The sequence below is a fragment of the Bacillus sp. FSL M8-0063 genome (genome assembly GCF_038005545.1).
In the GTDB taxonomy this organism is placed as follows: Bacteria; Bacillota; Bacilli; order Bacillales; family Bacillaceae_G; genus Bacillus_A; species Bacillus_A wiedmannii.
In genome coordinates, this window is the sequence record NZ_JBBOTJ010000001.1 from 949231 (window position 1) to 964842 (window position 15612).

General features: G+C 34.7%; 14 protein-coding genes. 12 read left to right on the forward strand and 2 right to left on the reverse strand.

Going from position 1 to position 15612, the window contains the following annotated elements; all coding sequences use genetic code 11:
- Positions 1–9: 9 nt before the first annotated feature.
- Positions 10–1359, forward strand: coding sequence for a TrkH family potassium uptake protein (locus tag MKX31_RS04840; protein WP_001204688.1), 1350 nt, complete (start codon positions 10–12; stop codon positions 1357–1359).
- Between the two features lie 38 nt (positions 1360–1397).
- Here MKX31_RS04840 and MKX31_RS04845 read toward each other — a convergent pair whose 3' ends face one another.
- A complete protein-coding gene (locus MKX31_RS04845) occupies positions 1398–1733 on the reverse strand; it encodes a DUF3905 domain-containing protein (RefSeq protein ID WP_002070938.1) in 336 nt (111 codons plus the stop codon).
- A 147-nt stretch (positions 1734–1880) separates the two neighbouring features.
- On the opposite strand from MKX31_RS04845, the gene MKX31_RS04850 reads away from it, so the two are divergent.
- The 11 genes from MKX31_RS04850 to cbpA all read left to right on the forward strand — a co-directional run bounded on the left by MKX31_RS04850 (position 1881) and on the right by cbpA (position 14412).
- Positions 1881–2033 carry a hypothetical protein gene (locus MKX31_RS04850; RefSeq protein ID WP_000240799.1) on the forward strand — a complete coding sequence of 51 codons (153 nt, stop codon included), beginning with the start codon at positions 1881–1883 and terminating at the stop codon, positions 2031–2033.
- A gap of 228 nt (positions 2034–2261) precedes the next feature.
- A complete protein-coding gene (locus tag MKX31_RS04855) occupies positions 2262–3338 on the forward strand; it encodes a putative 2-aminoethylphosphonate ABC transporter substrate-binding protein (protein ID WP_088048360.1) in 1077 nt (358 codons plus the stop codon).
- Positions 3339–3362: 24 nt separating this feature from the next.
- Entirely contained in the window at positions 3363–4364 is a 1002-nt protein-coding gene (locus tag MKX31_RS04860; protein ID WP_064476731.1) for a putative 2-aminoethylphosphonate ABC transporter ATP-binding protein, read from the forward strand.
- Entirely contained in the window at positions 4365–6122 is a 1758-nt protein-coding gene (locus MKX31_RS04865) for a putative 2-aminoethylphosphonate ABC transporter permease subunit (protein ID WP_340980193.1), read from the forward strand.
- Between the two features lie 21 nt (positions 6123–6143).
- A complete protein-coding gene (gene phnX / locus MKX31_RS04870) occupies positions 6144–6938 on the forward strand; it encodes a phosphonoacetaldehyde hydrolase (RefSeq protein ID WP_340980195.1) in 795 nt (264 codons plus the stop codon).
- Between the two features lie 15 nt (positions 6939–6953).
- Positions 6954–8051, forward strand: a complete 1098-nt coding sequence (gene phnW / locus MKX31_RS04875; protein WP_064476728.1) for a 2-aminoethylphosphonate--pyruvate transaminase — start codon at positions 6954–6956, stop codon at positions 8049–8051.
- Positions 8048–9232 (forward strand): saccharopine dehydrogenase family protein, encoded by a 1185-nt coding sequence (locus MKX31_RS04880; protein WP_064476727.1) that lies wholly within the window; start codon positions 8048–8050, stop codon positions 9230–9232. The genes phnW and MKX31_RS04880 overlap by 4 nt, the downstream gene beginning before the upstream one ends.
- Positions 9233–9272: 40 nt before the next feature.
- Positions 9273–10055 (forward strand): DeoR/GlpR family DNA-binding transcription regulator, encoded by a 783-nt coding sequence (locus MKX31_RS04885; RefSeq protein WP_000117658.1) that lies wholly within the window; start codon positions 9273–9275, stop codon positions 10053–10055.
- 430 nt (positions 10056–10485) lie between these two features.
- Positions 10486–12786: an NEAT domain-containing leucine-rich repeat protein gene (locus tag MKX31_RS04890; RefSeq protein WP_098625569.1), complete on the forward strand. Its 2301-nt coding sequence runs from the start codon at positions 10486–10488 to the stop codon at positions 12784–12786.
- A gap of 248 nt (positions 12787–13034) precedes the next feature.
- A complete protein-coding gene (locus MKX31_RS04895) occupies positions 13035–13664 on the forward strand; it encodes a class II aldolase/adducin family protein (protein WP_064476725.1) in 630 nt (209 codons plus the stop codon).
- A gap of 124 nt (positions 13665–13788) precedes the next feature.
- Entirely contained in the window at positions 13789–14412 is a 624-nt protein-coding gene (gene cbpA / locus MKX31_RS04900) for a cyclic di-AMP binding protein CbpA (protein ID WP_340980199.1), read from the forward strand.
- Positions 14413–14479: 67 nt separating this feature from the next.
- Here cbpA and MKX31_RS04905 read toward each other — a convergent pair whose 3' ends face one another.
- On the reverse strand, positions 14480–15250 hold the full coding sequence (locus tag MKX31_RS04905) for a divergent polysaccharide deacetylase family protein (RefSeq protein ID WP_064476723.1): 771 nt from the start codon (positions 15248–15250) through the stop codon (positions 14480–14482).
- Positions 15251–15612: the final 362 nt, after the last annotated feature.

Here is a 15612-nt window from a genome sequence, read left to right on the forward strand (position 1 = left end):
AGTGATGGAATGAGAGATATAAAAAAGTTTTTACAAAAATTACGTCCTGTACAACTTATTGTTTTGTTTTATTTATTAGCAGTAGTTGTATCGGTGATATTGCTTAGTTTCCCGTTTGTTACGAAGGCTGGTGTGAAATGGACATTTATCGATGCCCTCTTTACATCTGTTAGTGCGGTAAGTGTTACGGGACTGTCTGTTGTTACAATTTCAGATACATTTACTACGGCAGGAATTATTATGTTAGCCCTTATTTTACAATTAGGCGGCTTAGGAATTATGGCACTTGGTACATTTGTTTGGATTATAACGGGGAAAAAAATCGGTTTGCAGAGAAGAAGACTCATTATGGCAGACCATAATCAAGGGAATTTATCAGGCCTTGTAGAATTGATGCGTTCTATTTTAATTGTAATTATTTCGATAGAACTTATTGGAGCAATACTATTAGGTACAAGATTTCTACTTTATTTTCCAACTTGGCAAGAAGCTTATTTCCACGGTTTCTTTGCCGCTGTTAGTGCAACTACGAACGGAGGATTTGATTTAACTGGACAATCACTAATTCCGTACAAAAAAGATTATATTGTGCAAATGATTCATATGTTACTTATTATTTTAGGAGCGATTGGCTTCCCGGTGTTAATGGAAGTAAAGCAATTCTTTAGTAAAAGGAGACAGCAACTATTCCGCTTTTCGTTGTTTACAAAATTGACGACAACGACATTTTTTGCACTCGTTATCGTTGGAACAATTATGATTTTTCTACTAGAGCGAAATCAGTTTTTAGCAGGAAAGTCATGGCATGAAACAGTTTTTTATACATTATTCCAATCTGTGACGACGCGAAGTGGTGGACTGGCTACAATGGATATACGTGAATTGTCACAACCGACGCTTTTATTTATGAGTATATTAATGTTTATAGGGGCATCTCCAAGTTCGGTTGGGGGCGGAATACGTACAACAACATTTGCTGTTAGTATATTATCGTTATACACTTTTGCAAGAGGTGGAAGAACGGTCAGAGTCTTCAAACGTCAGTTACATGAAGAGGACGTGCTAAAAGCATCTGTCGTTATGACGATGGGGATTTTATTATGTGCCACAGCACTCTTTATTTTATCTATTACGGAAAATGTACCGCTTATGAGTTTAATTGTTGAAGTGTGTTCTGCTTTCGGGACGACAGGGCTATCGACAGGTATTACGCCAGATTTAACAACTGTTGGTAAACTTGTACTCATTGTACTTATGTTTATTGGGCGTGTCGGTATTTTAACATTTATACTGGCTAGTGGGGGAAGAGAACAGCCACCTCGCTATAAATACCCGAAAGAGAGAATTATTATTGGATAGTATGAAACCATTCTACCTATGTGAGGTAGAATGGTTTTTTAGTCGTTAATGCCAAATTGCGGATGCATAAAAGCGTCATTCTTATTATCCACTTCTTTTTTTAGCAACTCTTGATTTTCTTCTGAAATCCACCCAATATCATTTGTAGGATGAATCCATTCTTCTCCAGCCATAATGGCAGGGTCTACTTCATCAGTCCAATTGTGAAGTGGACTATTCTCGGAATCATATTTACTGTCTCCGATTACGACGTCATATTGATTTATGAAAGGTTGTTGCATCTTCTTTCCTGTTCCTTTAAAAGATGGGAAATTCATTTGATGCGGGAGCGTTTCATCTAAAATTGGTGACTGAATTTTATCTTTCTTCTTCAAAATAATCGCCCCTTTTATAATACTTTCTTCATAGGTAGTATTTCCATCTAGCGGCTCTTATGTACTTGTTAACACTTGCCAGTAATAATTATTTAATGTTGCTTCAAACTAGGGTAGAAAGTGAATTCTTGAGAGCAGGTGAATGTATTGGTAAAAAGAAAAGTGAAACAAAATGCGGCAATCAACAATAATAAAACTCCGAAAGAAAGCTTACCAGATGCAGAATTTGCATTAGAGTATGAAGGAGAAAATAGCGCGAAGTATGCAAATCGTAATTCAAAAAAAGGTAAACAAAAATGAGGCGTTTTTTACAAACGCCTCATTTTTTTGTGGGATTATAAAGGTTTTTTTAATTATTTGTAAATTTAGTGTTCATTATTGGCAGAAAAATGCGAAAAAACATAGAAATAGCAACGTATTACACAAAAACAAACAACAAACAAAAGATTAATGTTGGTTTAATACTGCTTTTACACTAGTTGTTTATATTTGAGTTGTACATAAGATTTATAAAAGGAGAGAGAGACAGTGAAAAAAACAATCTTTAAAGCTGTAGCAACTGGAATGGTATTTTCGTTATTAATGGGGTGTGGTGCAAAGAAAGAAGAAAGTGCTGGGGCAAAAGTAAAGGATGATAAATTATCTGGATCATTAACTGTTTACACAGCGATTGAAGAAGAACTTGTACCAATTTATCTTGATTCTTTTAAAAAGAAGTATCCAGATGTGAAACTGAACATTGTTCGTGATTCAACTGGAGTTATTACAGCGAAATTGCTAGCTGAAGGAAAAAATACACAAGCAGATGTTGTATGGGGAACAGCAGCGTCTAGTCTATTAGCTTTAGATAAAAAAGATATGTTAAAAGGATACTCTCCAAAAGGCGCAGATCGTGTTCTTCCGCAATTTAAAGATGATAAGCAACCAGAAAAATGGGTAGGTAATACGGCATTTATGACGGGGATTGCTATAAATAAAGAAGAATTAAAGAAGAAAAATTTACCGATGCCAGAATCATACGAAGACTTAACGAAACCAGAATATAAAGGAACGCTTGTTATGCCACATCCAGCTTCTTCTGGAACAGGATTTTTAACAGTTTCTGCATGGTTACAAATTATGGGTGAAGATAAAGGCTGGGATTACATGAAGAAACTTCATGATAATATGGCAACTTATACTCATTCAGGTTCAAAACCAGCGAAATTAGCAGGCGCAGGTGAATATCCAGTTGGCGTATCAATGGTTTATAGTGCTTTGAAAGAGAAACAAAAAGGTGCACCGGTTGAAGTTGTATTGCCGAAAGAAGGATTAGGTTGGGAAGTAGAAGCGAACGCACTTATTAAAAAAGATAATGCAAAAAATGAAAAATTAGCGCAAGCATTTTTGGATTGGGCAATTACTGATGATGTAATGAAGTTATACTTCGAGAAAAATGGATTTGCGACAATTAAAAATGATTATAAACTTCCAGATGGATTCCCTAAAGATGTGACAGAAAAGTTATACAAAAAGAATGACTTTAAGTGGGCAGCAGAAAATCGTGACAAAATTTTAGAAAAATGGGAAAAAGATTTTGGCCAAAAAGCAGAACCGAAAAAGTAAGTAAGTGAGTGGGAGAGAGAAAAAATGAGCGAATATTTATCAATTCAACACATTCAAAAAAAGTTTGATGCATTTACAGCGTTAAAAGATATTTCTTTTACTGTGAAAAAAAATGAGTTTGTATGTTTATTAGGCCCAAGTGGTTGTGGGAAAACAACATTGCTTCGAATTTTAGCAGGGCTAGAAGAGGCAACAACAGGTAGTATAGCTGTGGATGGAAAAGATATTACAGCATTACCTCCTGGAAAGAGGAATTTCGGAATGGTGTTTCAATCGTATGCATTATTTCCGAATTTAACAGCACTTGAAAACATTGAATACGGCTTAAAGACAAAAAAATATGGAAAAGCAGAAGTAAAAGAGAAAGCGTTAGAGGCGTTAGAACTTGTAGATTTGCTGAATGTAAAAGATAAATATCCTGCTCAAATGTCTGGTGGACAACAGCAGCGAGTAGCACTTGCACGTGCGCTCGCTCTGTCTCCGGATATTTTGTTACTCGATGAGCCGTTATCTGCTTTAGATGCAAAAGTGCGTGAAAAGTTACGTAGAGAAATGCGTGATTTGCAAGAAAAAGTAGGAGTAACAACTATTATGGTTACGCATGATCAAGAAGAGGCATTAACGATGGCCGATAAAATTGTTGTAATGAATCATGCGGAAATTATGCAGATTGGCACACCAGAGGAGATTTATCAAAGACCAGCCAATCCGTTTGTGGCAGATTTTATTGGTTCTATTAATTTCTTTTCGAAAAACAATGAAGAACATGCAATTCGTCCTGAGCATGTAACAGTTGTACAAAAGGATGGTATTAAAACGGTTGTTGAAAACATGGAATTTCGCGGATCTGTATATCGGACGGAAGTGCGAGTCGTAGAAGAAAAAGCACATCTTTATAACGAGAAAATTGTAGTGGATATATTGGCATCAGAAGTAGAAGCAACCGCAATTAGAAAAGGAAAGCCGATTCAAATCTCTTTCTCAGAAAATCATATGTTGTCATATGGAAAGAAGGTCATTGTATAGATGGAGATGTTAGAAGATTTCAAGGTAGAAAGTACGAAAAAAAAGATTAAGAGACGTATCGGTAAAGAAGAGTGGATACAAAGACTATTAATTATTGGTATGCTTCTCGCGTTTTTGATCATGCTTGTATTACCTTTATTACAATTGTTTACACAAGCTTTTTATGATAAAGATGGAGCTTTCATTGGTGTTGCGAATTTCAGTAAATATTTCACAACACCAACGCTAGTTCAATCATTACAAAATACGATATGGATTTCGGGCGCGACAACAATTATTGCAGTGACACTCGCTTTCGCTTACGCCTATGCGATCGCTCGTACGAATGTGTTTGGAAAGCGTGTATTTCAATATATTGCGTTGTTACCATTATTCGCACCTACGATGATGCATGGTATCGCACTGACATATTTATTTGGTAATCAAGGGTTAGTAACGAAAGGAATGTTTGGTTTGTTTGAAGGGATACAAATCCCTTTATATGGACCAGTAGGAATTGTAATGGCTGAAGTCATGTATACATTTCCGCAAGCATTTCTTATATTATTAATTGCTTTTCAAGGCTCTGATTATCGTTTATATGAAGCTTCTAATATGTTAGGAGCGAGTAAAGCAAAGCAATTTTTCACTGTTACTTTACCTAGTGTAAAGTACGGATTAATTAGTGCGATGTTCGTTGTGTTTACACTTAGTTTCACTGATTTTGGGGCACCAAAAATTGTTGGTGGGCAATATAATGTACTTGCTACTGACGTATATAAGCAAGTAATTGGGCAGCAAAATATGCCGATGGGTGCAACTGTCGGAATGATTTTATTAATCCCAGCTATATTTGCCTTTGCAGTTGATCGCATTACGCAAAGAAAGCAGGCGAATCTTTTATCTTCCAAATCAGTACCTTACAGAATAATAAATAATAAGAAAAGAGATGTTATTTCATTCGTATATTGTAGCGTAGTAACGCTTATGATCATTCTATTATTTGTGGCAGTTGGTATTGCTGCAAGTGTGAAAGTATGGCCATATAATATGAGCTTTACATTTGAGCATTTCAATTTTTCCAGTTTAACAGGAGATGGACTTGGAGCATTTAAAAATAGCGTAATTGTTTCAGCGATTACTGCAGTAATTGGAGCGGTTTTAACATTTATGTTCGCTTATGTGATTGAGAAAATAGATCAGCTACAATTTTTCCGAAAAGCAGGTTACTTTTTCTCTATCGTTCCTTTAGCGATACCAGGTTTAGTACTTGGGGTAGGCTACGTCTTCTTCTTTAGTCAACCAACAATACAAATCTTTGGACTTTCCGTAACGAACCCGTTCCATTCTCTATACGGAACAATTGCTGTGCTAGTACTAGTCAATATCATTCATTTTTATTCTGTAACATTTGTTACGGCAACGACAGCTTTAAAGAAATTAGATCGAGAGTTTGAACTTGTTTCACAGTCGATGGGGATACCGTTTTATAAAACATTCTTTCGAGTTACGGTACCGATGTGTTTACCAGCCATTTTAGAAATGGTAATGTACTACTTCGTAAATTCAATGGTAACTGTCTCAGCAGTTGTATTCCTGTATGCAGCTGATTTTAAACTAGCTGCCGTATCAATTGTAAATATGGATGATGCAGGAAATGTAGCACCAGCAGCTGCAATGAGTGTACTTATTGTTGTTACAAATATTGTAGTGAGAGTTGTATATGAATGGGGAACGAAAGCACTTCGTAACCGAACGTCACAATGGCAAAAAAGATAAATAAGAAGGGTGATGGATTGAATGAAAGTAGAAGCAGTTATTTTTGATTGGGCAGGTACAACAGTTGATTACGGATGTTTTGCACCACTGGAAGTATTTATGGAGATTTTCCATAAACGCGGTGTTGCAATTACTGCAGAAGAAGCCCGTAAGCCAATGGGATTATTGAAAATTGATCATGTTAGAGCATTAACTGAGATGACTCGTATTGCAAGTGAGTGGAATCGTATTTTCGGACAATTACCAACAGAAGCAGACATTCAGGAGATGTATGAAGAATTCGAAAAGATTCTCTTCGCTATTTTACCGCGCTATGCGTCGCCGATTAATGGAGTAAAAGAAGTGATTGCTTCTTTACGTGAAAGAGGAATTAAAATTGGTTCAACGACTGGTTATACGAGAGAAATGATGGACATTGTAGCAAAAGAAGCAGCACTACAAGGGTATAAACCTGATTTTCTTGTAACACCAGATGATGTTCCAGCAGGTCGTCCGTATCCGTGGATGTGCTATAAAAATGCGATGGAGCTTGGTGTATATCCAATGAATCATATGATAAAAGTTGGAGACACAGTATCAGATATGAAAGAGGGAAGAAATGCTGGTATGTGGACAGTAGGTGTAATTCTCGGCAGTAGCGAACTCGGCTTAACTGAAGAGGAAGTGGAGAATATGGATCCGGTAGAACTTCGTGAAAAAATAGAAGTAGTTCGCAATCGTTTCGGTGAAAATGGGGCGCACTTTACGATAGAAACGATGCAGGAACTCGAAAACGTAATGGAACATATCGAGAAACAAGAACTTATTATTTCATAAAAGGGGAATAGGATCATGACTGAAAATCACTATTTATTATTAACGCCTGGACCATTAACAACAACCAAAACAGTAAAAGAAGTTATGTTATACGATTGGTGTACGTGGGATGCTGAATATAACACAATGGTACAAGAGGTAAGAGCTAAACTTGTATCGTTAGCAACGAAAGAAGAGGAGAAATATACAACTGTTTTAATGCAAGGAAGCGGTACGTTTTCAGTTGAAGCAGTGATTGGATCTGTCATTCCTAAAAACGGAAAGCTGCTCGTATGTACAAATGGTGCGTACGGTAAGCGAATTGTACAAATGGCAGAGATGTTACATATAGATGTGGTGGTCAGTCAAACAGAAGAGTGGGAGCCTACTAATATTGCAGAAGTAGAAAGGATATTGCAACAAGATAAAGAGGTTACACATATTGCAGTTGTTCATTGTGAAACAACAACAGGTATTATCAATCCAATTGTAGATGTATGTAAATTAGGGAAGCAATATGGAAAAGTAACACTAGTTGATGCAATGAGTAGTTTTGGTGGTATTGAAATAGATATCGCTGAGTTGCAAATTGATTTTTTAATTAGTAGTGCGAATAAATGTATTCAAGGTGTTCCTGGGTTCGGCTTTGTTATTGCAAAGCGTGCTGAATTGTTGAAATGTAAGGGACAGGCACGTTCATTATCATTAGATTTATACGATCAGTGGGAAACAATGGAAAATCAAAATGGGAAATGGCGTTTTACGTCACCTACACATGTTGTGCACGCTTTTTATCAAGCACTACTTGAATTAGAAAAAGAGGGCGGAGTAGAAGCTCGTTACAATCGATATTATAACAATCAAAAACTATTAGTGAGTAGAATGAGAGAAATCGGATTTAAGCCACTAGTAGATGAAAAATATCAATCGCCTATTATTACATCCTTCATTTATCCAGAAAAAGGATTTGAATTTCAACAGCTATATAATGAATTAAAGCAATATGGATTTGTTATTTATCCTGGTAAAATTTCGAAAGTAGATACGTTCCGCATTGGAAATATCGGTGACGTACATGAGGAAGACATAAATCGTTTAGTAAATAGTATAGCTGAAGGAGTTGCTATAGGATGAAAGTATTTTGTTTAGGTGGAGCAGGTAAAATTTGTCGTGAAGCAATTTTAGATTTAGTACAATTTTCATCTTTTGAGGCGATTACAGTAGCTGATTTTAATGAAGAAGAGGGCCTGAAAGTAGTAGAATGGCTCAACGATCCTCGTGTTGATTTTGTGAAAGTAGATGTAACAAATCACGAGGATACGGTTGCAAAAATGAAAGGTTATGACATTGTAATGGACGGTACGACAATTAAGTTAAATGGATTGTCTACTCGATGTATTGCAGAAGCAGGTTGTCACGGTGTGAATTTGAATGGATTTGGTGAAGAAAATGAATTTCATTCTATATTTGCTCAAAATGAAAAAACGTGTTTACCTGGTTTTGGTATGACGCCAGGTGTAACGCAAATGATGGCAATGCATGCAGCAAATCAGCTAGATACTGTAGAGTCAGTACGTGTAAGTCATGGCTCGTACCGTCCAATTGCTTTTTCTGCATCAATTACAGAAACAACGACATATGAATATGATCCACATTTACGATTGCGTACAGTATATGAAGATGGTGAGTTTAAGCAAGTACCGCCGTTTGCGCGTCCAAGAGAAATTGAATTACCGGCGCCTTATGGTAAGGCAACGCAGTATATAATACCGCATTCTGAAACGATTACGTTAGCAAAAGCACTAGAAAATAAAGGCGTCAAGCTGATAGAGACGAGAGGAACTTGGCCAAAGCAAAATATGCAGCTCGTACGTGCTTTATATGATTATGGTATATTGCGTAATGATCGGGTTGACATAAATGGGAAAGAAATTGGCATTATGGATTGTATTTCGAAGTATTTATTGCAATCGAAAGAAGGGCAAGAAACAGAAATTTACGGTTATGCACTTCATGTAGAAGTAATAGGTGTGAAAAATAATGAAAAACAAAGGCACGTATTATATCATACACACCCGTTATCTGATGGTTCTGTTGTAGGATGGGAAAAATTAAGAGCTTATACGAGAAACGTCGGTATTCCATTTGGGATTGCTACAGAGTTAATCGCAAAAGGGAATGTAAATAAAGCTGGTGTTGTGACACCTGAGGAAGCTTTTGTAAATCCACAAATCATTTTTGATGAACTAAAAAAGCGTGGTATTCATATTCATGAAGAAGTTTTCACTGAAAAAGAAAGTTATAACTTTGTATAAGTAAGGCAGTTTATGAGGTAGAAATCAATGGGGTGAAGCTATGTCTGTAGTAGGTGAAGAAAGAAAGCGAACCATTCTTGAGAAGGTAGAGTTTAAAGGGAAAGTAAAAGTTTCAGAGTTAGCGAGAGAGTTTGCTGTATCAACAGAGACGATTCGTCGTTATTTAGAAGAATTGGATCGTGAAAAGAAGTTGAAGAAAGTGTATGGTGGAGCCGTCCAACTTCCGGGAGCTGGAATAGAGGCACCAATGCTAGAACGAGAGATGCTGCATATAGAAGAGAAGAAGAGAATTGGGTATAAAGCAGCAACGTTTGTGGAAGATGGAGATGTGATTGCGATTGATGATGGAAGTACACCACTTCAAATGGTGCCATATCTTGTTCATCGTAAAAATTTAACGATTGTAACAAGTTCATTTCCAGTAGCTACACAATTAATTTCTTCTATTAATAAAAAGATGTTTCACGGTGAAGTTTTATTTATTGGTGGAAAAGTGTCTCCAAAGCATTCACGTGTGTCAGGGTCTATTTCGCAGCAAGTAATCCAGCAATTTCATTTTCATAAAGCATTCGTTTCGATTGATGGATTGTTACCTGGTTTTGGGGTTTCTAGTTTTGAATTAGAAAAGGCGAAACTGTCAGAAGCGATGCTGAAATTAGCGGAGAAAACATATATTTTATGTGATCATACAAAAGTAGGGGTAAAAGGAAATTACCGAATAGCAGCATTTTCACGTATTCAACATGTAATTTGTGATAAGAAAATGCCCTATAGTTTTGAAGAGGAAGTCAAAAAGCATAATATTCAATGGACAATTTGCTAAATAAATTGAACTCCCACCTGTTTTTGAGGTGGGAGTTTTACTGTCCGCAAATAGCAGGATAAAAGATTTGTATGTATGCAAAAAGTGGACACATTTTCTCATCTCTTTCATATAATTTACCAATACAAAAAAAGTTGGTCGAAGGAAAGAAGGGAGAAGCATGTCAGAACGGATATATAATAAACTTGTATTGTATGCAAATATTTTGCAAAAAATTGGTTTTATTAATGAAAAAGAAAAAAGTGAAATTCTTCATACGCTAGGTAAAAAGGCCCTTTGATTAAAGGGTTTTTTATTTTTTATCTTTGGAAATATAAACTTAATGTAATATTATCATTGACAATGATAATGAGATTCATTATCATTTATTTTGTAAGTAATTGATAACGTTTATCAATTATAAAAATTATATATGATAGGGGATATTATTTTGAAAAAAAGTTATATTAAGGCGCTAGTAGTAGCCACAACATTAGCAATTCCATTTGCTACATACTCTACTCCAGCATTAGCAGCACTAAAAGCTGAAGCAAACCAGTCGGTGGCAGCAGCTAGTGAACGTACATACGATACTGAGATTAAAATATATAAGGATCAAAAAGATGAGCCATCTATGGTTTCTCAGTACATAAAAAATCCTAAAGTAGCAATTGAAGATGGGAAAAAAATCGTTACTGTAACAATACAAGATAGCGATTATTTTCAATATCTTAGAATAGAGGATAAAAACCAACCTGGTGTATTTCAAGATGTGAAAGTTTTATCAGAAGATAAGAGGAAAAATGGAACGAAAGTAGTCCAATTTGAAATTGGCGAATTTGAGAAGAAGCATAATATGCAAATGCATATACTTATTCCGGCCATCGGATATGATCACAAATATCAAGTTCAATTTGAAATTAAAGATCCAACTGTAGGTGACAAAGAAACAGAGAAACCAGATGATAACGCTAATTCAGGCAATACGGAAACGGATCATCCAATTGATAGTCAAAATATGATAACAGATAACAAATTAAGAGAACTTGTTAATAAAAAAGTATTTAATAGAAAAGATTTAAATACACCAATTACGAAAGAGGAGTTATTACAAGTAAAGGACTTGTTTTTAAACACGAATGAGATTCTTGATTATAGTGCATTAAAATATATGCCAAATTTAAAATCTTTAACAGTTGCGAATGCGAAGATAACAGATCCATCGTTCTTTGCGAATTTAAAGCAATTAAATCATTTAGCTTTGCGTGGTAATGAATTTTCAGATGTAACACCACTTGTTAAGATGGATAATTTAGCATCTCTTGATTTGAGTAATAATAAAATTACAAACGTTGCACCACTCATTGAAATGAAAAATGTAAAAAGTTTATATCTATCAGGCAACCAAATAGAAGACGTAACAGCATTAGCGAAAATGGAACAACTAGATTACTTGAATTTAGCAAATAATAAAATTACGAATGTTGCTCCATTAAGCGCATTGAAAAATGTAACATACTTAACTTTAGCAGGTAATCAAATTGAAGATATTAAACCGTTATATTCATTACCTTTAAAAGATTTAGTATTAACGCGTAATAAAGTTAAAGATTTATCGGGTATTGATCAAATGAATCAATTAAATAAATTATTTATCGGTAAAAATCAAATTGAAGATGTGACACCACTTGCTAAAATGACTCAGCTTACAGAATTAGATTTACCTAATAATGAGTTAAAGGATATTACTCCATTATCAAATCTAGTAAACTTACAAAAACTTGATTTAGAAGCAAATTATATTTCAGACTTATCGCCAGTTAGTAAGTTGAATAAGTTAGTATATTTAAGTTTTGTTGCAAATGAAATCCGCGATGTTAGACCAGTAATAGAACTAAGTAAGAAAGCTTATATTAATGTTCAAAACCAAAAAGTCTTTTTAGAGGATACAGAAGTAAATAAAGAAGTAAAAGTACCTATATACGAAAAAGACGGCGAGGTATCTACAAAAATCCGTCTGAAGAGTGATGGTGGTACGTATAGTAATGGTGTAGTGAAATGGAGTACACCAGGTGAGAAAGTATATGAATTTGGAGTGAAAGATCCATTTGCGGATACAGGAATCTTTTTTACAGGATCTGTAATTCAAAATGTAGTAGAAAGTAAAGGGGACAACAATTCTAAAGAAGACAATACTTCTAAAGAAGATGAAAAAGTAGAAGTAGTAGAATTTAAAGATGTACCAAAAGGACATTGGTCAGAAGAAGCAATTCATTATTTAGCGAAAGAAAATATTTTCAAGGGATATGGAAATGGACAATTTGGATTTGGGGATAGTATTACTCGTGGGCAAGTTGCGTCTTTAGTACAAAGGTACATGAAATTAGAAAATAAAGTAGAGCAGAAAGAGAGATTTACAGATACGAAAGGGCATATGTTTGAGCAAGATATTGCCACAGTTGCGCAAGCTGGAATTATGCAAGGAGATGGTACTGGGGAGTTTCGTCCAGATGGAGTATTAACTCGATACGAAATGTCTGTAGTATTATATAAAGTATTTCAGTTAAAAGAAGATAGAAATAATAAAGTGAACTTTACTGATGTACCGACTGGTCATTGGGCAGAAGGATATGTGAAAGCGTTAGCGGATAATAATATATCAAAAGGTAATGGAAAAGGAAACTTTTTAGGTGATGATTTCGTAACACGTGAACAATATGCACAGTTTTTATATAATGCAATAAAGAAATAAAAGATGAGAAAATACGTTATTCTTTGATTTAAAAAGAATAACGTATTTTTTATGTACAAAATGAAGTAGGGAATAGACAGAAGTATAGATATATGAATGGCCCATTTTAAAGAAGAGCTGTGAAACTATATTGACAAAAAGGCGTTCTCATGTGATAATTCAATTAAATTTTTAGAATAATCAAAAAATACTCCTTTTACATAGAAAGGATTCGAACATTATATAAATATTATGCCGGGGGTGACGAAATGTTATTTTTTCTAAAAAAATGGAATGAATTAAAAGATGTGAAATCTGAATTGGCACTTCGTGATTGGTTTTATGGTACAAAAATTAGTTTATCACTCTGTACGTCAAAAGAGCCGTTAACTTTTTTAGTAAACGTTGAGGGAAGAGATAAAGGGTTATTTTCAGAAGAAGACTTTATTGTTGTTAATTGTATGTGTGAGCCAGTATTTGAAAATGAAGAAAAACCAGCTGCAGAATCATTTATGCATGCGGATATTTATAAAAAAAGTAGTGCAGAATGTATTTTACAAGTGCAGACTGTAGATAGCCATTTAATATCAGAGTTATATGGAGAAACAGGGGAAGTAACATTCGATAAACGTAGCGTGGAACGTGTTTTTGGAAAAGAAGGTATAACAGAAATGACAATTCCTATTGTAGAAGATGAGAAAAAATTCGCTGATTTATTAGAAAATAATGTACCGAATTTTATTGAAGGTGGAGGAGTAGTTCTTGTTCATAATTATGGCATGATTGTGTGGGGGAAAACTCCAGAAGAAGCGAAAAAATGGCTAGAGGGTATAGAATATTTAATGAATTACCATGTAAAGTTGTTAATGATAAAAGGTGCAAAGAGCTCTGTTATATAAAATGTTTGTGATGTCGTTACAAGTCAATAAAAAATGAAAGCGTTTTAAATGTAATTTTACTCATAAAATATAGGTCTCCTTATTATATATAGATTACATGTTGACATGTAAGGAGGAACATATTTTGCGAGTTAAATACCATTTTCTGCCGAAACAACAAGTAACATTTTGCAAAATGAACAATTCAGGTGAAGAGGCTTTGCACATTATGAATGAAACGGGATTTCGAGCAATCCCTGTATTAGCAGAAGATGAAAAGAAATTCATAGGGATTATTTATAAAGTAGATCTTTTAGAAAAGAAGTGTAATAGCGGATTAGAGAAATTAAGCACGGAACATATGCTGGAAGATTCCTCTGCATTTATTTTTGAAAAGGATTCTTTTTTTAGAGCATTTTATGTTATTCGTCGACTTCCATTTTTAGCTGTGTTAAATGACTATAATGAATTTGTCGGTATCTTAACGCATTCCAATATATTTGATGTTATTGAAGATTCATTCGGTATGCGGACGGGTGGTTATATATTAACAATTGCAACACAAGATTGTAAGGGAACGATTAAAGAACTTGGGACATTGTTGAAAGCATTTAATATCGGTGGATTATTTACGCTAGATAACGGTGATCAGTATATTCGCCGCGTTATCGTAAATATAGCAGATGAGTTAAATGAAAAAAGATTAAAGCAATTAATCGAAAAAATAGAGAAAAAAGGATTCAGGGTGAGTCATGTAGATTATATTTAAGGTGAAAAGGAAAGGTACCAATTTGCTATATGCAGATTGGTACCTTTTTTAGTGCGAGTAATGAATCTTATTTTGAAACAGGAGGTGGAGATAATGCTAAATCAGATAAAAAAATAAAATCTGCATGTGCGCGAATGTTAGGAATAGAAGTTTCTATAACACGTGATGTAATTTCACCTGGAGGTCCAACGTGTCCGATAGCTACCATAATCGGTTTTTCTTGAAGTTTTTTAATGAGTAATTGGGCTTGTTTTGAAATATGTGCCGCTGTATACACATCATCAAAAAATAATTGATTTTCAATAATAGGCACTCCTAATTCTTTCCCGATTTTTGGGACAACACTCTTAGGATTTGTTTTGCTATCTAAATAAAATAAACCGTGTTTTTTACAAGCTGCAAGTATAAGTCGTACAATTCTTTCGTCCGCGGTCACTTTTGAGCCCATATGATTGTTCATCCCAATTGCATGCGGTACTTCTTGAATCGCTTGTTCGAGTCGGTTATTTATTTCTTCGTCGCTTAAATCAGTTGTAATTGCTTTTGGTCCAAGCCATTCTTTTTTACCTTTAATCGGTTCCATTGGCATATGTATAATAACTTCGTGCCCTTTCTTATGAGCCGCTATCGCATCTTCCTTTGTGGAAGGGAGAAAAGGCATAACGGCAACAGTCAGTGGAATAGGAAGTGATAACATTTTATCAGTCCCCTTCATATTATTGCCGAAGTCATCAATGACAATAGCGACTTTGTTTGTATGGGCCATTGCTTGAACAGGAAACAAGAAGGATGGTAAGAACATAGTAAAAATAAGCAATGCAATCGTATATTTGCGCATATAAATATTTCCTTTCTATTTTTTCCCGCTATTTGCGAGCAGTGAGGAATGAACAAAATCCCCCAATGATTAAATTTCACTTTATCAATCATCATTATGTTTTGCGTTTTTATATAAATTAAACAAAAAATGTCGAAGAAAAGTATATAGAAAATAGCGAATCCGCTATTTAATTGGTATTTGTAAAAAAAGAAGATGAAAAAAATGTCTATTATTGCGAATGTATTTACAAAGATAGAATAATTTGTAATAATTCTCAAAGTGAGGGTAAAGATTTGTAAATTACAGGGAGAAAATGTTAAAATTTCTGATTCTTCAAATTCAAATATGATTAAGTAGTTAAAAGCATGGAAGTATAATAA